The sequence below is a fragment of the Aeromonas sp. 1805 genome, assembly GCF_013085525.1.
GTDB classification, from domain to species: Bacteria; Pseudomonadota; Gammaproteobacteria; order Enterobacterales; family Aeromonadaceae; genus Aeromonas; species Aeromonas hydrophila.
Window position 1 is genome coordinate 1,799,607 of the sequence record NZ_CP038515.1, and the last position, 26,991, is coordinate 1,826,597.

General features: G+C 63.6%; 25 protein-coding genes. 14 read left to right on the forward strand and 11 right to left on the reverse strand.

The annotated features are described in order from the left end of the window. The first annotated feature begins 90 nt into the window (after positions 1-90). Both E5E96_RS08525 and dtd read left to right on the forward strand, forming a co-directional pair. Entirely contained in the window at positions 91-963 is an 873-nt protein-coding gene (locus tag E5E96_RS08525; protein ID WP_011704286.1) for a virulence factor BrkB family protein, read from the forward strand. An 80-nt stretch (positions 964-1,043) separates the two neighbouring features. Next, positions 1,044-1,481: a D-aminoacyl-tRNA deacylase gene (dtd, locus tag E5E96_RS08530; RefSeq protein WP_171281933.1), complete on the forward strand. Its 438-nt coding sequence runs from the start codon at positions 1,044-1,046 to the stop codon at positions 1,479-1,481. On the opposite strand, the gene E5E96_RS08535 is transcribed toward dtd, so the two are convergent. Then, entirely contained in the window at positions 1,470-2,147 is a 678-nt protein-coding gene (locus tag E5E96_RS08535) for a spermidine synthase (protein ID WP_171281934.1), read from the reverse strand. The two genes, dtd and E5E96_RS08535, sit on opposite strands and share 12 nt — an antisense overlap. 51 nt (positions 2,148-2,198) lie before the next feature. On the opposite strand from E5E96_RS08535, the gene E5E96_RS08540 reads away from it, so the two are divergent. Next, complete coding sequence (locus tag E5E96_RS08540) at positions 2,199-3,107, forward strand: bifunctional GNAT family N-acetyltransferase/hotdog fold thioesterase (RefSeq protein WP_171281935.1); 909 nt, start codon at positions 2,199-2,201, stop codon at positions 3,105-3,107. 62 nt (positions 3,108-3,169) lie between these two features. On the opposite strand, the gene E5E96_RS08545 is transcribed toward E5E96_RS08540, so the two are convergent. From E5E96_RS08545 to gntU, 4 genes are all read right to left on the reverse strand, one after another. Then, positions 3,170-5,236 carry an AsmA-like C-terminal region-containing protein gene (locus E5E96_RS08545; protein WP_171281936.1) on the reverse strand — a complete coding sequence of 689 codons (2,067 nt, stop codon included), beginning with the start codon at positions 5,234-5,236 and terminating at the stop codon, positions 3,170-3,172. A gap of 30 nt (positions 5,237-5,266) precedes the next feature. After that, positions 5,267-7,336, reverse strand: a complete 2,070-nt coding sequence (recG, locus tag E5E96_RS08550; protein WP_171281937.1) for an ATP-dependent DNA helicase RecG — start codon at positions 7,334-7,336, stop codon at positions 5,267-5,269. Between the two features lie 178 nt (positions 7,337-7,514). Next, entirely contained in the window at positions 7,515-8,864 is a 1,350-nt protein-coding gene (gene pssA / locus E5E96_RS08555; protein ID WP_171281938.1) for a CDP-diacylglycerol--serine O-phosphatidyltransferase, read from the reverse strand. 146 nt (positions 8,865-9,010) lie between these two features. Further along, positions 9,011-10,351 carry a gluconate transporter gene (gene gntU / locus E5E96_RS08560; RefSeq protein WP_017410600.1) on the reverse strand — a complete coding sequence of 447 codons (1,341 nt, stop codon included), beginning with the start codon at positions 10,349-10,351 and terminating at the stop codon, positions 9,011-9,013. Positions 10,352-10,596: 245 nt separating this feature from the next. On the opposite strand from gntU, the gene E5E96_RS08565 reads away from it, so the two are divergent. From E5E96_RS08565 to E5E96_RS08575, 3 genes are read left to right on the forward strand one after another with little or no spacing between them, the layout of a single operon-like run. Continuing rightward, on the forward strand, positions 10,597-11,106 hold the full coding sequence (locus tag E5E96_RS08565; RefSeq protein ID WP_005307862.1) for a gluconokinase: 510 nt from the start codon (positions 10,597-10,599) through the stop codon (positions 11,104-11,106). Further along, entirely contained in the window at positions 11,103-12,899 is a 1,797-nt protein-coding gene (gene edd / locus E5E96_RS08570; protein WP_171281939.1) for a phosphogluconate dehydratase, read from the forward strand. Before E5E96_RS08565 ends, edd begins: the two co-directional genes overlap by 4 nt. Before the next feature lie 20 nt (positions 12,900-12,919). Continuing rightward, entirely contained in the window at positions 12,920-13,561 is a 642-nt protein-coding gene (locus E5E96_RS08575) for a bifunctional 4-hydroxy-2-oxoglutarate aldolase/2-dehydro-3-deoxy-phosphogluconate aldolase (protein ID WP_171281940.1), read from the forward strand. A 97-nt stretch (positions 13,562-13,658) separates the two neighbouring features. Here E5E96_RS08575 and E5E96_RS08580 read toward each other — a convergent pair whose 3' ends face one another. After that, entirely contained in the window at positions 13,659-14,666 is a 1,008-nt protein-coding gene (locus tag E5E96_RS08580; protein WP_171283215.1) for a substrate-binding domain-containing protein, read from the reverse strand. A 90-nt stretch (positions 14,667-14,756) separates the two neighbouring features. On the opposite strand from E5E96_RS08580, the gene E5E96_RS08585 reads away from it, so the two are divergent. Next, positions 14,757-15,407, forward strand: a complete 651-nt coding sequence (locus E5E96_RS08585) for a Qnr family pentapeptide repeat protein (RefSeq protein WP_171281941.1) — start codon at positions 14,757-14,759, stop codon at positions 15,405-15,407. 102 nt (positions 15,408-15,509) lie between these two features. Here E5E96_RS08585 and envC read toward each other — a convergent pair whose 3' ends face one another. Continuing rightward, entirely contained in the window at positions 15,510-16,859 is a 1,350-nt protein-coding gene (gene envC, locus E5E96_RS08590) for a murein hydrolase activator EnvC (RefSeq protein ID WP_171281942.1), read from the reverse strand. Between the two features lie 9 nt (positions 16,860-16,868). Next, positions 16,869-18,398: a 2,3-bisphosphoglycerate-independent phosphoglycerate mutase gene (gene gpmM, locus E5E96_RS08595; RefSeq protein WP_171281943.1), complete on the reverse strand. Its 1,530-nt coding sequence runs from the start codon at positions 18,396-18,398 to the stop codon at positions 16,869-16,871. Positions 18,399-18,722: 324 nt separating this feature from the next. Here gpmM and E5E96_RS08600 point away from each other — a divergent pair, with 324 nt between their 5' ends. Genes E5E96_RS08600 through gpsA form a run of 3 tightly spaced genes read left to right on the forward strand, consistent with a single transcriptional unit; the run spans position 18,723 to position 20,679 of the window. Further along, positions 18,723-19,154, forward strand: coding sequence for a rhodanese-like domain-containing protein (locus E5E96_RS08600; RefSeq protein WP_005307875.1), 432 nt, complete (start codon positions 18,723-18,725; stop codon positions 19,152-19,154). Between the two features lie 47 nt (positions 19,155-19,201). Beyond that, the gene (secB, locus tag E5E96_RS08605; RefSeq protein WP_011704300.1) at positions 19,202-19,672 is read left to right on the forward strand and encodes a protein-export chaperone SecB; all 471 of its coding nucleotides are present in this window, start codon (positions 19,202-19,204) and stop codon (positions 19,670-19,672) included. A 2-nt stretch (positions 19,673-19,674) separates the two neighbouring features. Next, complete coding sequence (gene gpsA / locus E5E96_RS08610) at positions 19,675-20,679, forward strand: NAD(P)H-dependent glycerol-3-phosphate dehydrogenase (RefSeq protein WP_039215255.1); 1,005 nt, start codon at positions 19,675-19,677, stop codon at positions 20,677-20,679. Between the two features lie 83 nt (positions 20,680-20,762). Here gpsA and nfuA read toward each other — a convergent pair whose 3' ends face one another. Together nfuA and E5E96_RS08620 are read right to left on the reverse strand one after the other, a co-directional pair. Next, positions 20,763-21,341: a Fe-S biogenesis protein NfuA gene (gene nfuA, locus E5E96_RS08615; RefSeq protein ID WP_011704302.1), complete on the reverse strand. Its 579-nt coding sequence runs from the start codon at positions 21,339-21,341 to the stop codon at positions 20,763-20,765. Positions 21,342-21,421: 80 nt separating this feature from the next. Next, entirely contained in the window at positions 21,422-22,150 is a 729-nt protein-coding gene (locus tag E5E96_RS08620; protein ID WP_171281944.1) for a ComF family protein, read from the reverse strand. A 36-nt stretch (positions 22,151-22,186) separates the two neighbouring features. Between E5E96_RS08620 and bioH the strand changes: the two genes are divergently transcribed. From bioH to E5E96_RS08640, 4 genes are all read left to right on the forward strand, one after another. Then, entirely contained in the window at positions 22,187-22,951 is a 765-nt protein-coding gene (gene bioH / locus E5E96_RS08625) for a pimeloyl-ACP methyl ester esterase BioH (protein WP_171281945.1), read from the forward strand. Positions 22,952-23,022: 71 nt separating this feature from the next. Then, complete coding sequence (locus E5E96_RS08630; protein WP_011704305.1) at positions 23,023-23,256, forward strand: flagellar basal body rod C-terminal domain-containing protein; 234 nt, start codon at positions 23,023-23,025, stop codon at positions 23,254-23,256. A gap of 1 nt (position 23,257) precedes the next feature. Next, positions 23,258-24,055 (forward strand): putative metalloprotease CJM1_0395 family protein, encoded by a 798-nt coding sequence (locus E5E96_RS08635; RefSeq protein ID WP_171281946.1) that lies wholly within the window; start codon positions 23,258-23,260, stop codon positions 24,053-24,055. Positions 24,056-24,149: 94 nt separating this feature from the next. Continuing rightward, positions 24,150-24,428, forward strand: coding sequence for a hypothetical protein (locus E5E96_RS08640; RefSeq protein WP_011704307.1), 279 nt, complete (start codon positions 24,150-24,152; stop codon positions 24,426-24,428). Positions 24,429-24,483: 55 nt separating this feature from the next. On the opposite strand, the gene E5E96_RS08645 is transcribed toward E5E96_RS08640, so the two are convergent. Next, entirely contained in the window at positions 24,484-26,790 is a 2,307-nt protein-coding gene (locus tag E5E96_RS08645; RefSeq protein ID WP_171281947.1) for a Tex family protein, read from the reverse strand. Positions 26,791-26,991 lie beyond the last annotated feature (201 nt).

Sequence of the window (26,991 nt, forward strand, 5' to 3'; positions counted from 1 at the left end):
GGTGCGAGTCGCACCCGGCTGGCCCATGGGTGGTCAAATGACCATGCTATCTGACACAATGTCTGCACTATGAAGACGTTGGGAGCGATAATGCAGCAGAAATTCGGCGGCCGTCTTGGCCATGCCCTCTCTTTTTTACGCCACGATGGCGGCCACTTTGCCCAGTTCGTCTGGGGCCGTTTCCAGCAGGACAGGCTGACGGTCACCGCCGGCTATCTGGCCTATGTGACCCTGCTCTCTCTGGTGCCCATGATCGCCGTGGTATTCGGCATGATGTCGGCCTTTCCGGTATTCCAGAGCCTGAAGCAGGCGATGGAGCAGTTCGTCTATCACAACTTCGTGCCCACCGCCGGCGAGATGCTCAAGGAGTACATCGACGGCTTCGTGGCCAACGCCACCAACACCACGGCAGTCGGCATCGGCGCCCTGATCGTGGTGGCGCTGATGTTGATCTCGGCCATCGACAAGAACCTCAACTACATCTGGCGCTCCACCCAGAGCCGGCCGCTGGCCCAGGCATTCGCCATGTACTGGATGATCCTGACCCTGGGCCCGGTGCTCATCGGGGCCAGCATCGCCATCTCCTCCTACATTTTCTCGCTGCGGCTGTTCGGGGCCGAGAGCCTGTTCGGCATCGGCTATCTGTTGCTGCGCGGCCTGCCGTTCCTGTTCTCGGTACTGACTTTCCTGCTGGTCTATACCGTGGTGCCCAACTGCAAGGTGCGGCTGATGCACGCCTTCATCGGGGCCCTGGTGGCGGCCACCCTGTTCGAGCTGGCCAAGCGCGGTTTTGCCATCTACATCACCAACTTCCCCTCCTATCAGGCCATCTATGGCGCGCTGGCGACCATCCCCATCCTGTTTGTATGGGTCTACCTGAGCTGGTTGGTGGTCTTGCTTGGCGCGGAAACCACCGCCTGCCTCGGCGAATATGAGCGACCGGGTGCCGATGAGTTGGCCTGACCCGGCCCCTTGCTGTTAGCATCGACGACCGCCCCCGTCAGCAGATAGGGGCGGTCGTTTCGTTTTGAGAGGAGAGGGATGTGATTGCACTGATTCAGCGGGTCAGCGAGGCCAGCGTAACGGTAGAGGGCGAGGTGACCGGGGCTATCGGCCAGGGGCTGCTGGTGCTGCTCGGGGTGGAGCAGGGGGATGACGAGGCCAAGGCTGACAAGCTGCTGCACAAGGTGAGCGGTTACCGCATCTTCTCCGATGAGAATGGCAAGATGAACCTCAACGTAAGCCAGGCCGGCGGCAGCCTGCTGGTGGTCTCCCAGTTCACCCTGGCGGCGGATACCAACAAGGGGATGAGGCCCAGCTTCTCCGGCGGCGCCCATCCGGTCGAGGCCGAGCGGCTGTACGACTACTTCGTGGCGCAGGCAACCGCCAGCGGCATACCGACCGCCACCGGCCGCTTTGCCGCCGACATGAAGGTGGCGCTGGTCAACGACGGTCCGGTCACCTTCTGGCTACAGATCTGACGTCAGCTCGTAGCGGGGGGCCGTGTGCAGCAGGACGTTGCGCAGCCCCGGCACCGGGTAGGGGGTGGTGGGGCCGACCCACTGCTCCAGCAGCATCAGCACCCGAGTCAGCTCGAGGCGGGTGCGCGGCAGCAGGTTGATGATGAGCTCACCGTTCAGGCGGGGGGCCAGCGCCTGATAGATCCGCTCCTGGAACAGCAGCGGCGGATTGCCGTCCTGGCTGAACAGGTCGAGCAGGATGATGTCGTACTGCGCCTCGCTCTGCTCCAGAAAGGCGAGGGCATCAGCCTGGTGCAGGGTTGGCGTACGCTGCGGGTGGTGGTCGGGCTGAAAGAACTGCTGATAGAGGGTGATCACCTCTTCATCGAGATCGACGCACTCGTGACGGGCATTGGGCCAGCGCTGGTGCAGATGGCGGGTGAGATCGCCGCCCCCCAGCCCCAGCTCGAGGATGCTGCCGGCCTGCTCGGGCAGCAGACAGGCGATCACCTGCTGATGTGGCAGGCAGAGGGTGGCGGGTTCGGCCAGGGACATGGCCGACTGCACCACGCCATCGATCTCCAGCCAGCGATGATGGGCATTTTCCTGCACGGTGAGCCGGCGCTGGGGCTTGGCGCTGAGGTGCAATAAGTGGTCGGCTTGGTACGCTTGCAGATTGAAGTCCATGAATTTGCACGGCAAGATGGTTTTCGACCAGTGTAACTCAAGGATGGAACTATGTACCGGGTGGTCACCCCCCAGACGGCAGCCGAGCTGGACGCTTACTACCAGTTACGCTGGGAACTACTGCGTAAACCCTTCAATCTGCCCGTCGGTTCCGAGCGGGATGAATACGATACCGTCGCCATTCACCGGCTGATGCTGGCCCCCGACGGTACGCCCATCGCGGTGGGGCGGCTGTTTGTCGGCGGTGACGAGGCCCAGATCCGCTTCATGGCGCTGCGCCCCGAATTTCGCGGTCAGGGGCTGGGTGCCCGCATGGTGGAAGATCTCGAACAGCTGGCCCGCAGCGAGAAGGTGAAGCGGCTGGTGATGAATGCTCGCCAGGAGGCGGTGGAGTTCTACCGCAAGTGCGGCTTCCTGGAGGTGGGGGAAGGCCCTGTCTCCTTCGGCCGCATTCCGCACCGCCAGATGATCAAGTCCCTGAGTCCGCTGCAGACCATCCAGTACCGGTCGGAGTGGTGCCAGGATCTCACCACCCGCTGGTCACGCGGCATTCCCATCAGCGAGAAGATGGGGGTGCACATCACCCACTACGACGGCCAGACCTTCCACCTCAAGGCCAATCTGGCGGCCAATCTCAACGTGCATGACACCATGTTCGCCGGCAGCATCTACAGCCAGTGCGTGCTGGCGGGCTGGGGCCTGATCTGGCTGCAGCTCAAGGAGGCGGGGCTGGTGGGGGATACGGTGCTGGCGGAGGGCAACATCAAGTACTACCGGCCGGTCAAGGAGGAGCCGGAGGCGCGGGTGGCGCGCGAAGGCATGCCCGCCGTGCTCGAGCCGCTCAAGGGCGGCGAATCTGCCAAGTTCAGCCTCAAGATCAAGCTGTTCAGCGGCGACAAGCTGGCGGCCGAGTTCCTCGGCCACTACGTGGTGCAGCCGGTGAAGCGGCCGGGCCAGTAGTCCCGCGCTGGTTCCCATCAAGCAACAAGGCCTCATCACGAGGCCTTGTTGCTTTCTGTCGGCTAGCCGTCGGCCGCCTGTGCGGCCGGGGCCTTCGGAGCCGGTCGCCAGAGCGGGCTGCTGTTGCCCTGGGGTGGGTAGCGTACGCCGGTCTCCCAACCACAGCCGTCCGGTTTTTGCTGGAAGCCCCAGCTGAGGGTCGGCTCGGCGAGCGGCCCGCGCCACTGGCCGAGCAGCTCGGCGCAGTGCTGGCCGTTGAGGACGCCCAGATCCAGCTGCCACTGCTCATTGACCAGATCGACGCTGCCCTGCACCCCCAGCAGGTGGGTGATGGTGGAGGCGCCGGCCTGTTCGATCTTCAGCTGGCCCTGCGCCACCTTGCCCTGCAGCTTGATGCGATAGAAGGGGGTGTCACCCTCCTGCATCGCCTGCCAGAGCTCGGCCGGGCTGAGGGTTGGTGCCGCCGCCTGCTTGAACCACTGATCCAGCAGCGGATCTATCTTCACCTTGTCCCAGAACGGCTCGGTGGCATCGAGCGCAATGTTCCCCTGCAGGGAGCTGCGCCAAGCGCCCGGGGTGCCACCGTGCAGCGCCTGCAGATCGGCGCTCAGGTCCATCTTGCCGGCGAAGGAGACGGGGGAGTGGAGGATCTTGCCCCACTGCACCAGATCCAGTTTCTCGCCCTTGAGCTGCAACCGGCTGGTCTGGCCCGGCTCGCGTCCCCACTGGCCGCTCAGGCTGAGGCTGCCCTCATCCGGCAGCGAGCTGGTGAGCTTGTTGAGCTGCCAGGAGCCGGCCGTCAGCTCGCCATCCAGCTCGCCGTTGCGGGCACTGAGGCCGTCCCACACCAGTTCGAACCAGGCGCTCTCGAGGCGGGCCCGGCCCAGCAGCGGTCCCGGCTGGTTGCCGCGCAGGCTGAGATCGGTCAGATAGAACTGCCAGCCGGTCAGCGACAGGGGCAGGGTATCGTCGAAGGAGAGCACCTTGAGCTTGTCGAAGGCCAGCTTGCGGATGTCGATCTGCTGCGGGCGCCAGCGCTGCCAATCCTGCCACCACCCTTCCGGCAGACTGATGTCCATGCCGCTCAGCGCCATGTCTTTGAGGGTCAGCTTCTGCTGCAGGGGATCGAGAGAGAGTTCCAGATTGAACTCCCCCTCATAGGCCTTGCCCTGCAACTCGGCATCCAGCTGCTGGGGCGAGAAGGCGACCTTGCCCTGGATGGATTCCAGCTGGAACAGGCCACGGCCGAGATCGCCGAGGGTTCCCGAGAAGTAGCCGCTGGGCGTGCTGCCGGCCTGCCAGTTGAAGGCGGTCAGCTGGCCGTTGAGGTTGTTGAGGGCCAGCTCCTGCTCGATGTCGTTGAAGCTGAGATCCCGGATCTGACCGAGATCCAGGCTGACCTGGCGCAGGGGGGATTCGGCTTTGGCAAGGGTGCCCCACTCGATGCGCATGCCCTGGGTCTTGAGGTTGTTCAGCCGCAGGCTGCGGGCAGGCCAGTCGAGCACCATGCCGGTTTCGAGCAGACCGTCGAACAGGTTGGTGGTCAGCTTGTCGGTGCTCAGCACCTGCCCCTCCAGCCGGCCGGCCAGGTTGAGACGGGAGAGGGCCCAGGCCGGGGTTGCCAGCTCATTGATGTTGAGGGTCAGGTTGGCCTGGGGCGGGCGCACCGGATTGAGCAGCTGCCAGTCGCTCAGGGTGGCGTTGAGGCCGCGCAGGGTCAGCCCGTCGCTCTCCAGGCTGAGCCGGTCTATGGTGCTGTCGGCGATGGTGAGGGAGTGCACCGGCAGGCTCGGCAGCTGGTTGGGCAGCGGCAACTTGATGGCCGGGCGGATGAGGTCGAGATGGGCGATGCGCACGTCCCGGCTCAGCCAGTCGATGCTCTCTATCTCGAGATAGATCTTGTCGAGGGTCACGGCGTTGCCGTAACTCACCTGCTCTGCCAGCAGGGTGTAGGGGTGGAGCGGGTTGAACACCAGCCGGCCTATGGTGACAGGCACGCCGGTTTGCTGGCTGAGCCAGCCGGCGATGGGCCCCTTGGCCCGCTCGGCGTCGAACAGGCCGAGCCCGACCCAGACAAAGAGCAACAGGAAGGCAAGGGTGTAGAGCAGGCCGCGCAGCCAGGAATTCATCAGTGCTTTCCTCCTGTTTCTGTTGCTTGGTCAGGCATTGGAGTAGTGATCCCGCAGGCCGAGCCAGCGCCGTATCAAGGGTTCGACATGGTTTGGGTGGCGGTCCATCAGGAAGCGCGCCATCTTCTGCACCTGCGGGATGAGCGATTGGTCGCGTACCAGATCGGCGATCTTGAGATCGGCCAGGCCGGTCTGGCGGGTGCCGAGCAACTCGCCCGGGCCGCGCAGCTCCAGATCCCGCTGGGCGATGAGGAAGCCGTCGTTGGTCTCCCGCAGCACCCCGAGCCGGCTCTGGGCCGTCTTGGACAAGGGGGCATGATAGAGCAGCACGCAGTGGGAGGCCACCGAGCCACGCCCGACCCGGCCGCGCAGCTGGTGCAGCTGCGCCAGCCCAAGTCGCTCCGGGTTTTCGATGATCATCAGGCTGGCGTTGGGCACGTCCACCCCCACTTCGATGACGGTGGTGGCGACCAGCAGTTGCAGTATTCCCGCCTTGAACTCCTCCATCACCCGCTGTTTCTCGACCGGCCGCATCCGGCCGTGCACCAGCCCGATGTGCAGGCCGGGCAGCAGGTTCTGCAGCTCGGCGGCGGTGTCCTCGGCAGCCTGGCACTCCAGTACCTCCGACTCCTCGATCAGGGTGCAGACCCAGTAGGCCTGTTTGCCCTCCTCGCAGGCCAGTCTGACCCGTTCGATCACGTCCTGGCGGCGGCTGTCCGGCAGCGCCACCGTGGTGATGGGGGTGCGGCCCGGCGGCAGCTCGTCGATGATGGAGGTATCGAGGTCGGCATAGGCGGTCATCGCCAGGGTACGGGGGATGGGGGTGGCGGTCATGATCAGCTGATGGGGATGCACCCCTTCCCGCTCCCCTTTTTCCCGCAGGGCGAGCCGCTGATGCACGCCGAATCTGTGTTGTTCATCGATGATGACCAGGGCGAGGCGTTGGAACACCACCTGCTCCTGGAAGATGGCGTGGGTACCCACCACCATCTTGACGCTGCCGTCGGCGATGGCGGCCAGCGCTTCTTCTCGTGCCTTGCCCTTCTGCTTGCCCGCCAGCCAGCCGACTCCGATGCCGAGCGGTTCCAGCCACTTGGCGAAGTTGATGGCGTGCTGTTCGGCCAGCAGCTCGGTCGGCGCCATCAAGCCCACCTGACAACCGTTGCCGATGGCCTGCAGGGCGGCCAGCGCTGCGACCAGCGTCTTGCCGGAGCCCACGTCCCCCTGTACCAGTCGCATCATGGGGTGGCTCTGTTGCAGATCCCGGCCGATCTCCGCCACCACCCGGTTCTGGGCGCCGGTGGGGGTGAACGGCAGGGCGCCGAGCAGTTGTTCTACCAGCGCCGGTGCCGGTTTGAGGGCGCGAGCCAGCTGGGTTTGTGCCTGGGCCCGCACCTTCAAGACCGAGAGGTTGTGGGCCAGCAGCTCCTCCAGCACCAGCCGCTGCTGGGCCAGGTGCTGGCCGCTTTCGAGCAGGGCCAGCGCCACCGAGGGGGGCGGACGGTGCAGCAGCTTCAGGGCCGCAGCCAGATCGATCTGCTGGGGGTAGAGACCGGCGGGCAACAGTTCCTCCACCCCGTAGAGGTCGAGCTGGGCCAGCGCCTGATCGGTGAGGCTGCGCAGGGTGAGCTGGCGCAGCCCCTCGGTGGTCGGGTAGACGGGGGTGAGCGCCTCTTCGGTCTGGCCGGCCTGCTCCTCGCCGAGCAGCTTGTACTCGGGGTGGGCCATCTCCAGCCCGTATTTGCCGGGGCGCACCTCGCCGAAGCAGCGCATCAGCCGGCCCGGGCTCAGGCTGTTCTTCTGGGCGGCGGTGAAGTTGAAGAAGCGCAGGGTGAGGGTGCCGGTGCCGTCGCTGATGCGGCAGACCAGCATGCGGCGACGCCCCATCACCAGCTGAGTGTCCTGGATCTCCCCCTCGACGGCGCCGTGCAGGCCGGGCGGCAGATCGCCGATGGGCCACACCTGGGTGCGGTCCTCGTAGCGCAGGGGGAGGTGGAACAGCAGATCCTGCACCGTGGCCAGCCCCAGCCGCTCGAGCTTTTCCTGCATCTTGCTGCCGACGCCCTTGAGGCTGTCGAGGGAGATTTTATCCAATTTCATCAATTAGATGCCCGAAAACACTGTAAATATGTCCAGATGATAGGGTTTATTGCTGCCTCGACGCAAGCCGCGTCGTACGGTTGGGGCTCGGCTGGTGGGGCGCTGGGCCCCAATGACAAGGGCCTGCCGATGTGTGGCAGGCCCTTGTGAGGATCCCTGAGGGTGTGATGCGCGCCGGTCAGATGATGCGCTTGAGCAGGATGTGGGCCTTGACCCTGTGGATCCGGGCCAGCAGCTTGCGCACCTGATCCGGGTAGTCCTGGATCTGCTCGATCTGATCGAAGTGGCTGATGCGCTTGGTGTTGGCCAGGATGTTCTCGCTCTCGGCGTTGAACTGGGGCCGCAGTAGGTGACGGCGATCGTAGACCAGCAGGCCGTTCTCCAGATCCAGCGCCCAGGCGCGGGGATTGAGGTTGTTGCCGGTGAGCAGGGCCCACTCGTCATCCACGAAGATCCCCTTGAGGTGGTAGGAGTTGCGCTCGCAGCACCAGAGCATCAGGTTGAGACGGCCGGCATCGATGTGATGCTGGTTGCGCTCGGCGAACTTGCGCAGGTTGGTCTCGTACAGATAGGGCAGACCGCCGATGGTGGAGAATTTCTCCTCCGGCGGAATGAAGAAGTCGTTGGCGGTCTTGTCGCCCACCACGATGGTCACCTTGCAGCCGCGCTTGAGCAGGGCCTCGATATCCTTGTTCAACTCCTTGGGCGGGTTGAAGTAGGGGGTGCAGATGAAGATCTCCCGCTCGGTGGCCCGCACCAGGGTACGGATCATCTTGTTGAGCTGATTGCCGCGCTTGCCCAGGCCGCTCATCGGGGTGATGGCCACCTCCTGGCTGTTGACCGGCATGGTGTCGAAGCGATACTGGCCGAGGCGCAGATTGTGCTTGAAGCGGCGGATCGGCCCCTTCAACTGCTTGGCGCTGGGGATATCGGTGCGATCGAGTCGTTGCACCGCCTCGCTGCGCAGGAACAGGTCATCCACGTAGTTGACCATGCTGCGGGTCAGCTCCGGGCTGGTGATCTGGTGATAGCGGTCGAAACGGTAGCGATCCTGCTGGTGCAGGTAGATGTCGTTGAGGCTGGCACCGGAGTAGAGCAGGGTGTCATCGAAGATGAAGCCCTTGAGGTGCAGTACCCCGAGCAGTTCACGCCCTTTCACCGGCACGCCGTAGATGGCGATCTGGTGCTCGTGGCGAGCAGCCATCTCCTGATACATCAGGTGGTTGCCGCCTTGCTTGCCCTTGCCGATCAGGCCGCGCTGGGCACGGTGGAAGTCGACGAACACCTTGACGTCTAGGGCCGGGTTGCGCTGCTTGGCGGCGTAGAGGGCGGAGAGGATCTCCCGTCCCGCCTCGTCATCCTGCAGATAGAGCGCCACCAGATAGATGCGCTGACGCGCGCTGGCGATGAGCGAGAGGATCCGGCTCTTGAAGTCCTTGGCGCTGTTGAGCACTTCAAACTGGTCTGCGGCGACGGCGATCTGGGGCAGGCGCGCCAGCAGCTGTCGATAATGTGCCGATGAATGCATAGAGAAACCTGAAATCACTGCGTTAAGCGTTCCACTCGGAGCGATGGATAGGCGATTCTAGCAATCTCGCCCTGTTAGCCAAAGAAAGAATCGTCATAAAGATGAAAAAGGCCTCACATTGGAGGCCTTTTTCTGCACGGTTGCGATCAGAGGAAGCTGTAGATGATCATCGCCATCACGCCGCCGGTGGTGCCGATGATGGTCTCCATCACGGTCCAGGTCTGCAGGGTCTGCTTCTCGGTGAGACCGAGGTAGCGGTTGGCCAGCCAGAAGCCGGAGTCATTGACGTGGGAGAGCACGATGGCCCCGCCGCCGATGGCGATGGTGACCGCCGCCAGCTGGGCGCCGTTCAGGCCGAGCGGTTCCAGCATCGGCAGCACCAGACCGCAGGCAGTCAGCATGGCGACGGTGGCGGAACCCTGAATGACCCGCACCGCGGCCGCCAGGATGAAGGCCAGCGCGACGATGGGCAGGCCGGAGTCTGCCAGCATGTTGCCAAGGGCGGCACCCACGCCGGAATCCACCAGGATCTGCTTGAACACGCCACCGGCACCGGTCACCAGGATGATGACGCCGGCCGGCTGGATGGCACTGTTGCAGACGTTCATCACCTCGTCACGGGACATGCCGCGACGGATCCCCAGCAGGTAGAAGGCGGCCAGGCAGGCGACCATGATGGCGGTGAAGGGGTGGCCGATGAACTCCAGCCAGCCGTGCAGGGGCGTGCCGGCCTCGACGAAGCGGCCAACGATGGTCTTGAGACCGATCAGCAGCAGCGGCAGGCCGATGAGGCCCATGGCCAGCCCGAAGGAGGGCAGGTTCTGGCCGTCGTCGTGGGCGCTGCTCTGGGCGTCGGCCGGCAGCGGCACGTCGACCACCTTGCTGATCAGCTCGCCAAACAGCGGGCCGGCCAGGATCAGGGCCGGAACGGCGGCGATCAGGCCGAACAGGATCATGTAGCCGAAGTCGGCGCCCAGCTGGGATGCCACCAGGATGGGGCCCGGCGCCGGGATAAGGAAAGCTTGGCAGGTGGCGATACCGGCCAGCAGGGCGATACCAATCTTAACCACGCTGCCGCCGCCACGACGGACGATGGCGAAGGCGACGCCGATCAGCAGTACCACGGCCACGTCGAAGAACAGCGGCAGTGCGCAGACGAAGCCGGTCAGCGCCATGGCCCAGTTGGCGCGCTTGACGCCGAACTTGCCGAGCAGGGTGTGGGCCACCCGGTCGAGGGCGCCGGTGACTTCCATCACCTTGCCGAACATGGCGCCCAGTGCCACCACCACGGCGACGAAACCTAGGGTACCGCCCATCCCTTTCTGGATGGTGGCGGCGATGTCGGCCGGGTTCATGCCGGCGGCGAGCCCTGCCACCATGGAGACCAGGATGAGGGAGACGACCGCGTGCAGGCGGGCCTTCATCACCAGAAAGAGCAGCAGCACGATGGAGCCGGCGGCCGTCATGATCAGGGAGAGGTCAGACATTGTTGTGCATTCCTTGTTCCAAGTTCAGTGTCGACACCCTGCCGATCCGTCGGCAGACCATATCTTTATGATTTATTTAGATTTATGGCCAGGGCTCAAACTCGATTGCCCAGGTGACTATGAGTGCGCTCAGTCTGTGGCAGACTTCACAATTCTTGTTGTTACCGGTAACATGTTACCGGTAACGTGCTAAGTTAGAACCCATCGGCAGCACGTTTTTTGAAAAATGAGATAGAGGTCAAACAATGGCGGGTAAGAGCATTATCGTGATGGGTGTATGTGGTAGCGGCAAGTCCAGCGTGGGCCTCAAGGTGGCTAGCGTGCTGGGCGCCAAGTTCATCGACGGTGATGATCTGCACCCCAGGGCCAACATCCAGAAGATGGCTGGCGGCAACCCGCTCAACGACGAGGATCGCGCCCCCTGGCTGGAGCGGATCCGCGACGCGGCCTACAGCCTGGAGCAGAAGAACGAGGTGGGCGTCATCGTCTGCTCGGCCCTCAAGAAGCAGTACCGCGACCAGATCCGTGAAGGCAACGAGTCGGTCAGCTTCCTCTTCCTCGACGGCAGCCAGCCGCTGATCCTCGAGCGGATGCGGGCCCGCAAGGGCCACTTCATGCGCGAAAGCATGGTACAAAGTCAGTTCGATACCCTGGAGCGCCCGGACGGCGAAGCCGGTGTATTCCACATCGATATCGACGGCACCTTCGAACAGGTGGTTGATCGCGCCGTCACAGCATTGGAGCAAGCCCAATGATCCATCAGGTCATTTCCAGCGTCACCGCCCGCATTCGCGAGCGCAGTGCCGCCCGTCGCCAGGCCTTCCTGGCCCGTATCCAGCGTCAGGCCGATCAGGGCAAGACCCGCGCCGCGCTGGCCTGCGGCAACCTGGCCCACGCCGTGGCCGCCTCCAGCTGTGACGAGAAGGGGCGCATCCTCGACATGACCCGCGCCAACGTCGGCATCGTCACCGCCTACAATGACATGCTGAGCGCCCATCAGCCCTATCAGGGCTATCCGGACATCATCAAGGCCGCGCTGGCCGAGCTGGGCCACAGCGCCCAGGTGGCCGGCGGCGTGCCCGCCATGTGCGACGGCGTGACCCAGGGGCAGCCGGGGATGGACATGTCCCTGTTCTCCCGCGATCTGATCGCCCAGGCGACCGCGCTGTCGCTCTCCCACAACACCTTCGACGCCACCCTGCTGCTCGGCATCTGCGACAAGATAGCCCCGGGTCAGATCATGGGGGCGCTCTCCCACGCCCACCTGCCCACCGCCTTCGTGCCGGCCGGCCCGATGGCGAGCGGTATCAGCAACGACGAGAAGGTGAAGGTGCGCCAGCAGTACGCCGCCGGCGAAGTGGGCCGTGACGCCCTGCTGCAGATGGAGTGCGGCGCCTACCACGCGGCGGGCACCTGCACCTTCTACGGCACCGCCAACACCAACCAGCTGGTATTCGAGGCCATGGGCCTGATGCTGCCTGGCTCCGCCTTCGTGCACCCGCACAGCGAGCTGCGTCGCGCCCTCACCGAGGAGGCGGCCCGCCGCATCAGCGCCATGATCCCGGGTTCCCCGGCCTATCGCCCTCTGAGTGCGGTGATCGACGAGCGCTCGCTGGTCAACGGGCTGGTGGCCCTGCTCGCCTCCGGCGGCAGCACCAACCACAGCATCCACATGGTGGCGCTAGCCCGCGCCGCCGGCCTGCACCTGACCTGGGATGACATCAGCGATCTCTCCGACGTGGTGCCGCTGTTGGTGCGCATGTACCCGAACGGCCCGGCCGATGTCAACGCCTTCGAGCAGGCGGGTGGCGTGCCCGGCCTGATGCGCCGGCTGGCTGAAGAAGGGCTGATCCACCTGGACGCCACTCCGGTGTTTGGCGAGATGGAGGATTACCTCAGCCGTCCGGCACTGGTGGATGGCCAGCTGGTATGGCAGCCGGTGGGTGAGAGCGGCGATGCGAGCGTGCTGTCGCCTTCTGGCAGCGTGTTCCAGGCTACCGGCGGCACCAAGTTGCTGGCAGGCAATCTGGGCCGCGCCGTGGTCAAGGTCTCCGCCGTGGCTCCCGAGTATCGGGTGATTGAAGCGCCGGCGCGGGTCTTCTCCTCCCAGCATGCGGTGGAAGCGGCCTACAAGGCGGGCGATCTCAATCAGGACGCCGTCATCGTGGTGCGCCACAATGGCCCGGCTGCCAACGGCATGCCGGAGCTGCACAAGCTGATGCCGGTGCTCGGCAACCTGCAAAAAGCGGGTTACAAGGTGGCGCTGGTCACCGATGGCCGTCTCTCCGGTGCCTCCGGCAAGATCCCGGCCGCCATCCACGTCACTCCGGAAGCGCTGCACGGCGGGGCCATCGGCCTGCTTGCCGATGGCGACCTGCTACGGGTTGACGCGGTAAACGGCAGCCTCGACTGCCTGACCGATTTGAGTGGCCGTACCCAGGCCGAGATCGACCTCACTCCGGAACAAGAGGGGTGGGGCCGTGAACTGTTCAGCGTGATGCGTCGCGCGGTATCGAGCGCCGAGTGTGGCGCCACCATCTTTGATTAAGAGCTGACTAAGGAAGAGCTATGCAGAACTGGAAAGTGACCCCGGCCGAGGTGTTTGCCGCCTCCCCGCTGGTACCCGTGATGGTCATCAATGAGCTGGAGCAGGCCCTGCCGATGGCCAAGGCGCTGCTGGACGGCGGCATCTCGGTGTTCGAAATTACCCTGCGCACCCCGGTCGCGCTGGAGGCCATCGCCCTCATCGCCAAGGCGATGCCGGATGCCATGGTCGGTGCCGGTACCGTGCTCAACTGCGCGCAGTTTGACGCTGCCGTGGCCGCCGGTGCCCGCTTCGTCATCTCCCCAGGGATGACGCCGGCCCTGCTGGCCCACGCGGCCAACAGCACGGCGCCGCTGATCCCGGGCGTAGCCACCCCGTCCGAGGTGATGCAGGCGCTGGAAGCGGGTTACGACCACCTCAAATTCTTCCCGGCCGAGGCGAACGGCGGCACCAAGGCGCTCTCCGCCATCGCCGCGCCGCTCCCCCAGGTGAAGTTCTGCCCCACCGGCGGTATCGGCCCGAAAAACGTGGCCGACTATCTGACGCTCAAGTGCGTTGCCACCGTCGGCGGCTCCTGGATGCTGCCGGCCGAGGCCGTCAAGAACGGTAACTGGGAAGAGGTGACCCTCCTCTCCCGCGAAGCCGTCGCCCTGGTCGCATCCTGATTTGACGCCGGCGTGAGCCGGACCTTCCGTTTGCCAAGCAAGCAGGCCACCCTCGGGTGGCCTGCTCTGTTTTGGCTGCATGGTGGGGATCTGGCCCTCAGCTCAGACTGTCCCCCTCGTAGAGGGAGAAGCCCATGTCGAGCCGGGTGTCGGCCAGTGGCTGGCCGTTGAGGCGGGCCAGCAGCATGGTGGCGGCCGCACGGCCGATCTCCTTGCGGGGCGTGACGATACTGGCCAGCTTGGGGGTCATGGCGTGGCCGATGTCGAGGGCGTTGCTGCCGGCGATGGCGATCTGCTGGGGCACGGGTATCCACTTGGCCTGACACTGCAGCAGGGCGCCCACCGCCAGGTCATCGTTGGTGCAGAACAGGCCGTCCAGATCGGGATAGCGCACCAGCGCCTGCTCCAGCAGCTGGCCGCCGAGGGTGAAGCTGGAGGATTGCTCGGTCAGCAGGTGCTGGCCGTTCAGGCCGAAATCCTGCATCGCCTGGTAGTAGCCTTCCATCCGCAGCTGGGTGCGCACGTCGAGCCGCGCGCCGAGGTAGACCAGCTTGCGTCGGCCCCGGCGCAGCATCTCTGTTACCATGGCCCGGGCGGCTGCCCGGTGATCCATGCCGACCACCATGTCGATGGGGCTCTGCGGCAGATCCATGGTCTCCACCACCGGGATGCCGGCGGTGGCAATCATCTTGCGGGTGCGCTCGGTGTGCTGGCTGTCGGAGAGGATCAGGCCATCGACGTGATAGGAGAGCAGGGAGGCGACCTGCTCCTCTTCCCGCTCCGGGCTGTAGCCGTAGTGGGCCAGCAGGGTCTGGTAGCCGGCGGGCCGGGTCACCGACTCGATGCCGTGCACCACGGCGGAGAAGACCTGGTTGGAGAGGGAGGGGATCAGGATGCCGATCGCCTTGCTGGTGGCGTTGGAGAGAATGTCCGGCGCCCGGTTGGGGATGTAGCCGAGCTCCTCCACCGCGGCGGCGATCCGCTCGCGGGTGCCTTCGGCCACGGCCTGTGGGTCGCGCAGGTAGCGGCTGACGGTCATCTTGGTGACCCCGGTCAGGTCGGCTATGTCCTGCAGGGTGGGGCGGCGCTTGCGGGTGTCGTTCATCTCGGGATCCGGCAGAAATGTTACACGTAACATTACCGTTTTTGTTTAACAAAGTCAGCATATGACGCCATCAACAGGGGGAGTCGCGGGATGATCAAGGACAAGTGCTTCGAGGGCGTGCGCTTCGAGCAGCAGGACCTGGAGGGGGAGCAGTTCCAGGGTTGCCGTTTCATCGGTTGCAACTTCTCCTGGCTCGATCTGGCCGAATGCCGCTTCGTCGACTGCAGCTTCTATGACCGGGAGCGCGAGCAGAGCTGTTTGCTGCAGGGTTGCGACCTGCGCGAAGCGAGTTTTCTGCGCTGCGATCTCACCATGGCCGACTGCAGCCAAAGCCAATGTCTGGGGCTGGAGCTGCGCGACTGTCAGGCGCTGGGGATCAACTTCTCCCGCGCCAGCTTTGCCAACCAGATCACCGTCAAGAGCTACTTCTGCGAGGCTCATCTGACCGGCAACAACTTCAGTTACGCCAATTTCGAAGGGTGCCTGCTGGAGCAATGCGAATTGAGCGGCAATCGCTGGCAGGGGGCCAACCTGTTCGGCGCCTCGCTGGCGGGCTCCGATCTCAGCGGTTCCGAGTTTGGCCAAATAGACTGGGCCAGTTTCAACCTGCAGGGTTGTGACCTGCGCCAGTGCGATCTGCCGGGGCTGGATCTGCGGCGGGTCAATCTGGACGGGGTGCAGATCAACGAAGATCAGCAGCAGGCCTTGCTGGAGCAGATCGGGCTGATCGTCTTCCCCTGAGCCGGCAGGAAAAGAGGTAAGTTTTCGTCATCTGCCGTCATGCCTGCTGCCATCAAAAAAGCCTGCATCATGCAGGCTTTTTTGATGGCAGTGTGGTGGTGATCAGCGCTTGGCCAGCCACTTGGTGGGGTTGATCGCCTCGCCCTGATAGCGGATCTCGAAGTAGAGGCCGGGTCTGTCCTGGCCGCCACTGTCGCCGACCAGCGCCACCGGTTCACCCTGTTCCACATTCTGGCCCACCTGGCGCAGCAGCGACTGGTTGTGACCGTAGAGGCTCATGTAGCCGCGGCCGTGATCGATCACCAGCAGCATGCCGAAGCCGTCGAGCCAGTCGGCGTAGACCACCTGGCCTGGTGCCACCGCTTTGACCTGGGTACCTTCACTGGCGCCGATCAGGGTGCCTTTCCACTTCAATTCGGCGGTGCGCGGCGAGCCGTAGGCAATCAGGATGGGGCCCTGCACCGGCCAGCGGAGGCTGCCGTTGGTCTTGAGTCCGCTGTAATAGCCGGCGCTGCTGATCCCAGAACCCCGCTCGGGTTTGTTGCTGGCCACTTCCTCGGTCGGCTGCTGTTGCTGGGCTGCCTTGTTCTGTTGGGCCGCGAGCCGCTGTTGTTCGGCACGGCGCTGCTCTGCCAGCTTGCGCTGCCGCTCCTGCTCCGCCTTCAGCTTGGCGAGGCGTTCCCGCTCGGCCCGTTCGCGGCGTTCCTGCTCTTCCCGCTGGCGGCGCAGCTCTTCCAGCCGGGCCTTCAAGGTTTTTTCCGCCTTGACCAGTTTGCTCAGCTTCTGCTCGTCATCCTGTACCGATTGCTGCAGCTGGTTGCGCACTTTGGCGCGGCTCTGCTGGCTGGCCAGCAGGCTCTGATGATGTTGCTGCTGTTCGCTCAGCAGGCTTTGCAGCCGGCTTTCGGTCTCTTTGGTGGCCTGCTGGTTTTTGGCCAGCTTGGTGCGGGTGGCACGCAGCGCCTCGATGGCTTCGATGCGGGCCTTGTTGAGGTAGTCGTAGTAGTCGAGGGAGCGGCTCAGTTTGGCCGGATCCTGCTGATTGAGCAGCAGTTTGAGGTAATCGTGGTTGCCGGCGGTGAAGGCGCTCTCGGCCTGCTTGGCCAGCAACTGCTTCTGATGGCTGGCCTGCTGTTCCAGATCCAGCTTGTCCTGCTGCAGCCCCACCAGTTTCTGCTGGTTCTCTCTGAGCTGCTGCTTGGTCTGTTCGAGCTTGGCGGCGGCGGCCGAGATAGCCTGCTCATCAGCCTTGAGCTGGTTGTTGAGCTTGGCAAGCTCCTGCTTGCTGAGCTTGATGGTCTGCTGCTGTTCCTTGATCTGGGACTGCATGGCTCCGAGCTGCTGGTTGGCAGCCCAGGCCGTGGCCGGCCCGAACGACAGACAAAAAAACAGCGCGCCGGCCAACAGGCCGACGCGACTGGTTTTGGTTGAAATAACTTCGCATCCCCGCATGGGGAAGGATTATTTCAGAATCATCAGGGGCTTGCCAGTCATTTCCGGCGGTACCGGCAGACCCATCAGGGTCAGCATGGTGGGGGCCAGATCGGACAATTTGCCGCCTTCAGCCACCTCGGCCTTGCGACCGAAATAGATGAGCGGAACCGGCAGGTTGGTGTGGGCGGTGTGGGCCTGACCGGTCTCTTCGTCCATCATCTTCTCGGCGTTGCCGTGGTCGGCGGTGATCAGGCACTCGCCACCCACTTCGGCCAGCGCGTCAGTGACGCGACCGATGCAGTGGTCGACTGCTTCACAGGCCTTGACCGCGGCGTCGAACACACCGGTGTGGCCGACCATGTCGCCGTTCGGGTAGTTGCAGATGATGACGTCGTACTTGCCGCTCTTGATGGCGCCGACCAGCTTGTCGGTCAGCTCTTCGGAGCTCATCTCCGGCTGCAGGTCGTAGGTGGCCACTTTCGGGCTGGCGACGATCTCGCGATCTTCGCCAGTGAAGCAGGCCTCTTCGCCGCCGTTGAAGAAGAAGGTGACGTGGGCGTACTTCTCGGTTTCGGAGATGCGCAGCTGGGTCTTGCCTTGCTTGGCCAGCCATTCACCCAGGGTGTTGACCAGCGCGGTCGGCGGGTAGGCACAGGCGGTTTTGATGTCGGCCGCGTACTCGGTGAGCATCACGAAGTTCAGCGCCGGGGTGGCGATGCGGGCGAAGCCGGTGAAGTCGCTGTCGACGAAGGCGCGGGTGATCTCGCGGGCACGGTCGGCACGGAAGTTCATGAAGATCAGCGCATCGCCATCCTGCATGGGGGCGGCGGCACCGATGCGGGTGGCTTTGACGAATTCGTCGTTCTCGTCGCGGGCGTAGGCGGCGGCCAGGGCTTCGCTGGCGCTGTCGGCGGTGAACTCGCCCTTGCCCTGGGTCATCAGGTCATAGGCTTGCTGCACGCGATCCCAGCGGTTGTCGCGGTCCATGGCGTAGTAACGGCCGATCATGGAGGCGAAGCGACCCTTGCCCAAGCGGGCGAACAGGGCATCGAACTGCTCGATGGAGGACTGGGCGGAGCGCGGCGGCACGTCACGGCCATCCAAGAAGGCGTGGAAGTAGATCTGCTCGGCGCCACGCTTGGCGGCCATTTCGATCATGCCCATGATGTGCTCTTCGTGGCTGTGAACGCCACCCGGGGACATCAGGCCCATGATGTGTACGGCCTTGCCCTTGGTCACGGCAGCATCGACCGCCTTGGCCAGCTCGACGTTCTGGAAGAAGTCGCCGTCCTGGATGTCTTTGGAGATGCGGGTCAGTTCCTGATAGACGATGCGACCGGCGCCGATGTTGACGTGGCCCACTTCGGAGTTCCCCATCTGACCATCCGGCAGACCCACGTCTAGGCCGGAGCCGGAGATCAGGGTGCTGGTGTAGTCACGGGCGAGACGGTCGAGGTTGGGAGTCTTGGCAGCAGCGACGGCATTGTGCTCTTGCTTGGTGCTGTAGCCCCAACCGTCCATGATGACCAGAACCAAAGGTTTCTTAGCTGTTGACATAAGGCTATGTCCTCTCGGATAGGAATGAATTGCGGGAAGTGAAACTAGCGTAATATTACTACATCTGCCGAAATAGTCACCTGATAGCCAAGCCCCGTCCGGCGGGGCCGCACGCTGTTGCCGAGCTGTTTCTGTTTTGTCGCCGGCTTGTCGCACCACTCGACGAATCCTCGCCGCAGCGGGCTGAATGCCACTTTTTATGCCGCCGCTTTCCCCCGTCCCCGTCTGGTGGGAGCCCGCTCCCGCTTTGCCGCCAAGATGGCTGATCTTGGCGGGGTCCCCATGTATACTCGGGCACTTGTCTTGGTCCCTGGATAGTAGAAGATGCAAGAGTATTTGGATTTTGCGGCCCGCAACCCGCTGCTGACCGCAGCCTGGTTCGGCCTGGCAGGCACCCTGGTTTACACCACTGTGCGTGCTCGTTTTTCTCCGGTGAAGTCGGTGAACAACCACACCGCAACCCTGCTGATCAACCGTGAAAACGCCACCGTGGTGGATATTCGCAGTCAGGAAGAGTTTGCCAAGGGCCATCTGGCCGGTGCCCAGCACCTGCCGCTCAGCCAGATCCAGAGCAATAATCTGGGCCCGGTTGAAAAGCATAAAGATGCCCCCATCATAGTGGTGTGCGAGTCGGGGATGACCGCTGGTGGCGCGGGTCGCCAATTGAGCAAAGCCGGCTTCAAGCAGGTGTATGTGCTCAGCGGTGGCATGGCCCAGTGGCGTGCAGAGAATCTGCCGGTGACCAAAAAACGCTGATTTAAGGGCCTGCGCCCACCTATTTTCATAAAAAGGAATCAAACAAAATGGCTGAAGAGATCAACAACCAGGAAGTACAACCGGAATTCCACATCCAGCGCGTCTACACCAAGGACGTCTCCTTCGAAGCGCCGAATACCCCGCACATCTTCCAGAAAGAGTGGCAGCCGGACGTCAAGCTGGACATGGACACCAAGACCAACATCCTGGCCGACAGCGTCTATGAAGTGGTACTGACCCTGACCGTGACCTGCAAGCTGGAAACCGAAACGGCCTTCCTGTGTGAAGTTCAGCAAGCCGGTATCTTCACCATCGGCAACCTGCCGGAGCCGCAACTGGCTCACTGCTTGGCTGCCTTCTGCCCGAACATTCTGTTCCCGTATGCTCGCGAAGCGGTGTCCAATCTGGTGAGCAAGGGTTCCTTCCCGCAGCTGAACCTGGCACCGGTCAACTTCGATGCCCTGTTTGCCCAGCACATGGCGCAGGCACAGGCCCAGCAGGCGACTGCGGAAGCCTGATAATGGCCGACCAGATCGCTATCTCGGTCTTGGGGGCGGGGTCTTATGGCTCCGCCCTTGCCATTTCTCTGGCGCGCAACGGTCATCCGACCCTGCTGTGGGGTCACGACCCTGCCCATGTCGCCGAGCTGGAACAAGACCGCTGCAACAAGGCTTTTCTGCCGGATGTCCCTTTTCCTGCCGATCTGCAGCTGACCGCCGATCTGCAACAGGCGGTACAAGCTGCCCCCGTGCTGTTGCTGGTGGTGCCGAGCCATGTGTTCGGCCAGGTACTGGCCCAGGTCAAACCCTTCCTGCGCCCGGATACCCGTATCGCCTGGGCCACCAAGGGGCTGGAGCCGGACAGCGGCCGTCTGCTGCAAGACGTGGCGCGCGAGGTGCTGGGTGACGAGATGCCGCTGGCGGTCATCTCCGGCCCCACCTTCGCCAAGGAGCTGGCCGCCGGTCTGCCGACCGCCATCTCGGTGGCGTCGACCCACGACGACTTCGCCGACGATCTCTCCCTGCTGCTGCACTGTGGCCGTTCGTTCCGGGTCTATACCAATCCGGACTTCATCGGTCTGCAACTGGGTGGGGCGGTCAAGAACGTCATCGCCATCGGTGCCGGTCTCTCCGACGGGTTGGGTTTTGGCGCCAACGCCAGGACCGCACTCATCACCCGGGGCCTGGTAGAGATGCAGCGCCTGGGCGCCGCGCTCGGTGCCGACGCCAAGACCTTCATGGGGATGGCGGGGCTCGGGGATCTGGTGCTGACCTGTACCGACAACCAGTCGCGCAACCGTCGCTTCGGGCTGGCCCTCGGGGCCGGCAAGGATGTGAACACCGCCATGACCGAGATCGGTCAGGTGGTGGAAGGCTATCGCAACACCAAGGAGGTGCATCTGCTGGCGGCCCGCTGTGGCGTCGAGATGCCCATCTGCGAGCAGATCTTCAAGGTGCTGTACGAAGGCAAGAATCCGAAAGAGGCGGCCATCGCCCTGCTGTCGCGAGACAAGAAGGACGAGTGATCCACCCGCTGCAGAATGCAAAAGGCCCCGCCAACTGGCGGGGCCTTTTCTTTGCTGCATGTCTTTGCCACAAGGGCAGAAAATCAGTAGTAGGAGTGATCGCCGCGCTGGTGCTCGGTGGCATCCTTGACGCCGTTGAGCTCGCCCGGGAATTTCTCCAGCAGCTGCTTCTCGATCCCCTCTTTCAGGGTGTAGTCGACCATGGAGCAACCGTTGCAACCGCCGCCGAACTGCAGGATGGCCAGCTTGTCCTCGGTCAGTTCGACCAGGGTGACCTTGCCGCCGTGACCGGCCAGCATGGGGTTCACCTCGGACATCAACACGTACTCGATACGGTCGATCAGCGGAGCGTCGTCGGCCACTTTGCGCATCTTGGCGTTGGGGGCTTTCAGGGTGAGCTGGGAGCCCATTTGATCGGTGACGAAATCGATGGTGGCATCCACCAGGAAGGGGGCGCTCAGGGGATCGACCAGGCAGTCGAAGCCGCTGAAGGGCAGGTGTTGATCTTCCGGATCGACCGCGTCGGGTGGGCAATATGATACGCCGCACTCGGCATTCTGGGTTCCCGGATTGACCACAAACACCCGGATATTGGTGCCATCAGGCTGTTTTTCCAGCAGTTTACGGAAATGGGCCTGGGCGGTGTCGGAAATGCTGATCATCACTATCCTCATAAACCTGAGTGTACGACTAGGGTATTCATGATAACTCTCTTGGCAAGGCTTGGGTAGCATGCCGATGGTTACTTGAGATGCTTGAGGGTGCGACAGACGGCCCACACTTCCACCTTTGTGACCCCGCTCTCATGGAGCAAACGGGTGAGATGGCCAGCGGTCGCGCCCGTGGTGACCACGTCATCGAGCAGCGCCACGTGCTGATAGGCGTGTGGTCTGATCTGGAAGGCGCCGCGCAGATTGCACCGCCGCTGGCCGGCACTGAGCCTGGTCTGCTGCGGGGTTGCCCTGACCCGGCGCAGCAGGCGCTTGTCACAAGGAATGCCGGTCAGCTCGCTGAGAGTGAGGGCTATCTCTTCCGCCTGATTGAAGCCGCGCCACCATTTGCGCCACCAGTGCAGAGGCACCGGAATGATGGCCTCTGGCGGCTCGCTGAGATCCAGATGATCGGCAAGCAACCGGGCAAGCAGCGGGGCCAGCAGGATCTGGCCGGAATACTTCAGCCGGGGGATCAGCATGGGGTAGGGTGGTCGGTAGTCACCGATGACCTGCAGCCGCTCCCATGGCGGCGGCCTGCGCTGGCAGCGGCCGCAGATCGGCAGGCGTTCTTCATGCAATGTCGGCAAGGGAGCGGCACACAAGCGGCAGGTGTGCTCAGCCTGCTGCAGGGCCTGTCGGCACCAGCTGCACAGCAAGGGATCTACATCGCAAGGCTGCTGGCAGAGCAGGCAGTTGCCCTGCCAGTCGGCGTGGCGGCCGAGGATCGGACTTGCTTTGGCGAGCAACCGCTTTAACATGCTGACCCCAACAGAGTGAACAGGATCTGAGTCTAGATGAGCGTGTCGGTTGAGCGGTTTGGTCAGGGGCCCGATCTGGTGCTGTTGCACGGATGGGGAATGAATGGCGCGGTCTGGCACGGCATTGTGCCGGCCCTGGCGTCTCGCTATCGCGTCCACCTGGTGGATCTGCCCGGCTTTGGCAACACTCCATTGGTAGGTGAGGTGGAGTACAGTCTGCCTTGGCTGGCTGAACAGGTGGCTGCCATCTTACCGGAGCAGTGCCATTTGCTGGGTTGGTCCCTCGGTGGCCTGGTGGCAAGCCAGTTGGCCTTGAGCCATCCCGAGCGACTGCACTCCCTCATCACGGTGGCCAGCTCCCCCTGTTTCATGGCCCAGGGCGACTGGCCAGGGATTGCCCCCAAGGTACTGACCGGTTTCAACCAGATGTTGGCGGGGGACTTCAAGCAGACCATCGAACGCTTCCTGGCGATCCAGGCCATGGGCAGCGAACACGCCAGGGACGACATCCGCCAGTTGCGCCACTGGCTGGCGGAGCGGCCCGCTCCACAGCTGGCCGCGCTGGAGGCCGGACTCGGTTTGCTGGCCGAGGTCGATCTGCGCGATGAGCTAACACCATTGAGCCTGCCTTGGCTGCGAGTCTACGGTCGGCTGGATTCGCTGGTGCCCAAGGCATCGATCCCTCTGCTGGACGAGCGTTACCCAAGCAGCCGGAGTGTGGTGCTGGAAAAGGCCTCACACGCGCCCTTTATTTCCCATCCACAGCAGTTCATTGAAATCATTGAATATTTTGTAGGTTGAAAAATAGCCAATTTGCTTCATTAATCCTCTGGCGTGGCGGATAATTAATCCAGTGTCAGAGGAGAGTTGTCATGCGTATAGATTCAGCATTGAACAGCGGTGTGCAAGGCTTTCAGCGTGCGGAGCAGATCGCCGACAAGGCGTCCAGCCAGATCGCCAGGCTCAATACCCCGAGCGGTGACAAGGTGCAGTTGCCCGAAGAACTGGTGAACCTCAAGAGTGCCGAGGTGCAGGCCGGCGCCTCTGCCAAGGTGATCCAGACCGCCAGCGACATGATGGGAACCCTGATCGACATCCGGGTGTGACATGAACATCAATGTCAGTCTGCCGACCATCATTCCCAACCAGCTGCAACCGCAGACGGAATCGGCACGCACTGACAATCGTCGCGCGGCACTCATCCCCCAGAGCCGTCAGAGCGAGGCTTTCAACGCCGAGTCCGAAGTCGGCTCCCAGAAAGAGAAATCCAGAGCCAGCCAGGCCAATCCCAATCAAACTTCCCAGCAGGCGCGAGACGGTGCCCAGACCGGCAACCCGCAGACGGCGGTCGACAACCGCTTTGTCGAGGCCACCGGTGAGGACGGCCAGCGCAACAAACAGCAGGATCCCAAGCAGCAGGAGCAACAGCAGAAGCAGGAGTTGCAGGTCAAGGAGCTGGCCGACAGGGATCAGGAGGTGCGTACTCATGAGCAGGCGCACCAGAGCACCGGTGGTCAGTATGCCGGCAGCCCTACCTATGAGTTTGCCATGGGGCCGGATGGCAAGCGTTACGCGACTGGCGGTGGCGTCTCCATCGACATCGGAACCATCCCCGGCGATCCCAGAGCCACCATCGCCAAGATGCAACAGGTGCGGGCCGCCGCACTGGCACCTGCCGAGCCCTCTTCTCAGGATCTGAGCGTAGCCAGAAGTGCTGCGGCCAAGGAGGCACAGGCCCGCAAGGCGCTGCTCTCATCCGACCCTGATACCGCCCTGGCTGCCGATGGCAGCGCCAAGACGGGCGTGCTGAACGGCTACATGGAGCAGCGCAATCAGGTCATCGCCCAGCGTTATCAGCAGGCCGTCAAGCCTGCGGCCCAGCAGAACCTGAGCCTGAGTGTCTGAGGTTTCCACTGTATTTCCGCCCGGTTTTTCCCTCGCGAGCAGGCATTTGCAACTAATCTGAGGGGTAATCCCATCCACGCTCACAGGAGTCGTCATGCACTTTGATGAAGTCAAACCGGAAGATTTTGCCACCTTCTCCCGTGTACCGCCGCCGCACCTCCAGATGGAGCAGTTCTTGATGCAGCTCGGCGGGGGCGGTACCGAAGGCACCCATTTCAAGAAGAAGGTGATGTTGGCGGCAGGCTGGAGCCATACCGGAGTGGTCTCTTATGGCAAGTATCCGCAAGAGGCCTGCAAGGCATTCAACCGGCTGCGGGAGGTACTGGCAGCCCATCGGGAGGCTGACGCCATTCTGGCTGCGCTGGCCCAATGAGGCGGCACAACAGCGACAAAAAAGCCCCTCGCGGGGCTTTTTGCATTCTGGGGACTTATTTCTTCAGTTTCGAGAGGGCGGCCGCGAAGGCGTTGCCCATGGCGCCATCGGCTGGGGGGCTCTGACGCGGTGCCTGCTTCGGCTTGGCATTGCCGGTGTGGCGCGTCTCGGCCGGTTTGCGTGCCGGCTGGCCGGTTTTTTCATCCAGACGCATGGTCAGACTGATGCGTTTGCGCGGTACGTCGACCTCCAGCACCTTGACCCGGACGATGTCACCGGCCTTGACCACCTCGCGGGGATCCTTGACGAAGCGATCTGTAAGGGAGCTGATATGCACCAGCCCGTCCTGATGGACGCCGATGTCGACGAAGGCGCCGAAGTTGGTGACGTTGGTGACCACCCCCTCCAGCACCATCTCGGGCACCAGATCGCTGATTTTCTCCACCCCGTCCTTGAAGGTGGCGGTCTTGAACTCGGGGCGCGGGTCGCGGCCCGGCTTGTCCAGCTCACCGATGATGTCGGTGACGGTGGGCACCCCGAACTGCTCATCGGTGTAGTCGGCGGGCTTGAGGGTGCGCAGCAGGCTGCTGTTGCCGAGCAGGCTGTCCACGGTCTGCTCCAGCTTGGCGAGGATCCGCTCCACCACGGGATAGGACTCCGGGTGCACCGCTGAACCGTCCAGCGGATTGCTGCCGCCGCGAATGCGCAGGAAGCCGGCGCACTGCTCGAATGCCTTGGGCCCGAGCCGACTCACTTTCAGCAACTGCTGGCGGTGCTGGAAGGCGCCGTTCTCATCCCGGTAGGCGACGATGTTCTGGGCCAGGGTCTGGGAGAGGCCGGAAACCCGGTTGAGCAGGGCGACCGAGGCGGTATTCACATCCACCCCGACTGCGTTCACGCAATCCTCGACCACCGCATCGAGGCGGCGGGCCAGCTGGCTCTGGCCGACGTCGTGCTGGTACTGGCCGACACCTATGCTCTTGGGATCGATCTTGACCAGCTCGGCCAGCGGATCCTGCAGCCGGCGGGCGATGGAGACAGCGCCGCGAATGGAGACATCGAGATCCGGGAACTCTTGAGAGGCGAGCTCGGAGGCGGAATAGACGGAGGCTCCCGCTTCACTCACCACGATTTTCTGCGCCTTGGCGGCCGGGTAGCGCTCGAACAGATCGCTCACCAGGCGGTCGGTTTCCCGCGAGGCGGTGCCGTTGCCGATGCTGATGAGTTCGACCTTGTGCTTCTGGCACAGCTCGCTCAGGGTCTTGAGACTCTGGTCAACCTGGCGCTTGGGTTCGAACGGATAGATGGTCGTGTGATCGACCAGCTTGCCGGTGGCATCGACCACCGCCACCTTGACCCCGGTGCGGATGCCCGGATCCAGCCCCATGGTGCAACGCATGCCAGCCGGCGCCGCCATCAGCAGATCCTTGAGGTTCATGGCGAATACCTTGATCGCCTCGTCTTCTGCCGATTCGCGGATGCGGCCGATCAGCTCGGTCTCCATCTGCAAGGAGAGCTTGATCTTCCAGGTCCAGCTCACCACCCCCTGCAGCCACTTGTCGGCCGGGCGGTTTTGCAGGTTGAGTCTGAGGTGATGGGCAATGAGCCCTTCGCAGGGGCTGGCGCCCTCATCGTCACCGGCAACCAGTGCCAGGTTGAGGATCCCCTCGTTGCGACCGCGCAGCATGGCCAGTACCCGGTGGGAGGGGGTCTTGTGCAGCGGTTCGTCATGCTCGAAGTAGTCCTTGAACTTGGCCCCTTCCTGCTCCTTGCCGGTCACCACGCGAGCGCGCAGGGTGGCGTTGTGCCACAGATAGTCGCGCAGCTTCTCCAGCAGATCGGCCTGCTCGGCGAAGCGCTCCATCAGGATGTAGCGGGCACCGTCGAGGGCGGCCTTGCCGTCGGAGATCCCCTGCTCGGCATTGAGGAAGCGAACCGCCTCCTGCTCGGGATCTTTCAGCGGGTCGCTCAGCAGCAGGTCGGCCAGTGGCTCCAATCCCGCCTCGATGGCCATCTGCCCCTTGGTGCGGCGCTTGGGTTTGTAGGGGAGGTAGAGGTCTTCCAGCCGGGTCTTGCTGTCGGCGTCGTTCAGCTCGCGGGCCAGCTCCGGGGTCAGTTTGCCCTGCTCTTCGATGGAGCGCAGGATCACCTGACGGCGATCTGCCAGTTCACGCAGGTAGCCGAGGCGGCTCTCCAGGGTACGCAGCTGGCTATCGTCCAGACCGCCGGTCACCTCTTTGCGGTAACGGGCGATGAAGGGGACGGTGGCACCTTCGTCCAGCAGGCGAACGGCGGCCTGCACCTGCTCCGGGCGGGCATTCAGCTCACCGGCAATCTGATGTTCTATTACGTGGCTTTGCATCGAGGGTCTCTTGGTCGGGTCCTGGTCAACGGGCAGGCGCGAGGCGATGTCGCCGGGCAGGGGTCTGTCCTGGCGGTACTCAAGGTACCAGCCGGACCACTGCCGCACGGGCCGGTTGGCGCCGCAAGGCGCCGGGTGTGAGCACTATATGGGGTCGGGCAGCGGGATGCCACCCCGGCAAAAACGACGCTTGTCATACCC

Excerpts from the sequence above, each read along its gene's own strand:
- E5E96_RS08525 (WP_011704286.1), top strand. The coding sequence starts at position 91 with ATGCAGCAGAAATTCGGCGGCCGTCTTGGCCATGCCCTCTCTTTTTTA.
- E5E96_RS08535 (WP_171281934.1), bottom strand. The coding sequence starts at position 2,147 with ATGGACTTCAATCTGCAAGCGTACCAAGCCGACCACTTATTGCACCTC.
- E5E96_RS08540 (WP_171281935.1), top strand. The coding sequence starts at position 2,199 with ATGTACCGGGTGGTCACCCCCCAGACGGCAGCCGAGCTGGACGCTTAC.
- E5E96_RS08545 (WP_171281936.1), bottom strand. The coding sequence starts at position 5,236 with ATGAATTCCTGGCTGCGCGGCCTGCTCTACACCCTTGCCTTCCTGTTG.
- recG (WP_171281937.1), bottom strand. The coding sequence starts at position 7,336 with ATGAAATTGGATAAAATCTCCCTCGACAGCCTCAAGGGCGTCGGCAGC.
- pssA (WP_171281938.1), bottom strand. The coding sequence starts at position 8,864 with ATGCATTCATCGGCACATTATCGACAGCTGCTGGCGCGCCTGCCCCAG.
- gntU (WP_017410600.1), bottom strand. The coding sequence starts at position 10,351 with ATGTCTGACCTCTCCCTGATCATGACGGCCGCCGGCTCCATCGTGCTG.
- E5E96_RS08565 (WP_005307862.1), top strand. The coding sequence starts at position 10,597 with ATGGCGGGTAAGAGCATTATCGTGATGGGTGTATGTGGTAGCGGCAAG.
- edd (WP_171281939.1), top strand. The coding sequence starts at position 11,103 with ATGATCCATCAGGTCATTTCCAGCGTCACCGCCCGCATTCGCGAGCGC.
- E5E96_RS08575 (WP_171281940.1), top strand. The coding sequence starts at position 12,920 with ATGCAGAACTGGAAAGTGACCCCGGCCGAGGTGTTTGCCGCCTCCCCG.
- E5E96_RS08580 (WP_171283215.1), bottom strand. The coding sequence starts at position 14,666 with ATGAACGACACCCGCAAGCGCCGCCCCACCCTGCAGGACATAGCCGAC.
- E5E96_RS08585 (WP_171281941.1), top strand. The coding sequence starts at position 14,757 with ATGATCAAGGACAAGTGCTTCGAGGGCGTGCGCTTCGAGCAGCAGGAC.
- envC (WP_171281942.1), bottom strand. The coding sequence starts at position 16,859 with ATGCGGGGATGCGAAGTTATTTCAACCAAAACCAGTCGCGTCGGCCTG.
- gpmM (WP_171281943.1), bottom strand. The coding sequence starts at position 18,398 with ATGTCAACAGCTAAGAAACCTTTGGTTCTGGTCATCATGGACGGTTGG.
- E5E96_RS08600 (WP_005307875.1), top strand. The coding sequence starts at position 18,723 with ATGCAAGAGTATTTGGATTTTGCGGCCCGCAACCCGCTGCTGACCGCA.
- secB (WP_011704300.1), top strand. The coding sequence starts at position 19,202 with ATGGCTGAAGAGATCAACAACCAGGAAGTACAACCGGAATTCCACATC.
- gpsA (WP_039215255.1), top strand. The coding sequence starts at position 19,675 with ATGGCCGACCAGATCGCTATCTCGGTCTTGGGGGCGGGGTCTTATGGC.
- nfuA (WP_011704302.1), bottom strand. The coding sequence starts at position 21,341 with ATGATCAGCATTTCCGACACCGCCCAGGCCCATTTCCGTAAACTGCTG.
- E5E96_RS08620 (WP_171281944.1), bottom strand. The coding sequence starts at position 22,150 with ATGTTAAAGCGGTTGCTCGCCAAAGCAAGTCCGATCCTCGGCCGCCAC.
- bioH (WP_171281945.1), top strand. The coding sequence starts at position 22,187 with ATGAGCGTGTCGGTTGAGCGGTTTGGTCAGGGGCCCGATCTGGTGCTG.
- E5E96_RS08630 (WP_011704305.1), top strand. The coding sequence starts at position 23,023 with ATGCGTATAGATTCAGCATTGAACAGCGGTGTGCAAGGCTTTCAGCGT.
- E5E96_RS08635 (WP_171281946.1), top strand. The coding sequence starts at position 23,258 with ATGAACATCAATGTCAGTCTGCCGACCATCATTCCCAACCAGCTGCAA.
- E5E96_RS08640 (WP_011704307.1), top strand. The coding sequence starts at position 24,150 with ATGCACTTTGATGAAGTCAAACCGGAAGATTTTGCCACCTTCTCCCGT.
- E5E96_RS08645 (WP_171281947.1), bottom strand. The coding sequence starts at position 26,790 with ATGCAAAGCCACGTAATAGAACATCAGATTGCCGGTGAGCTGAATGCC.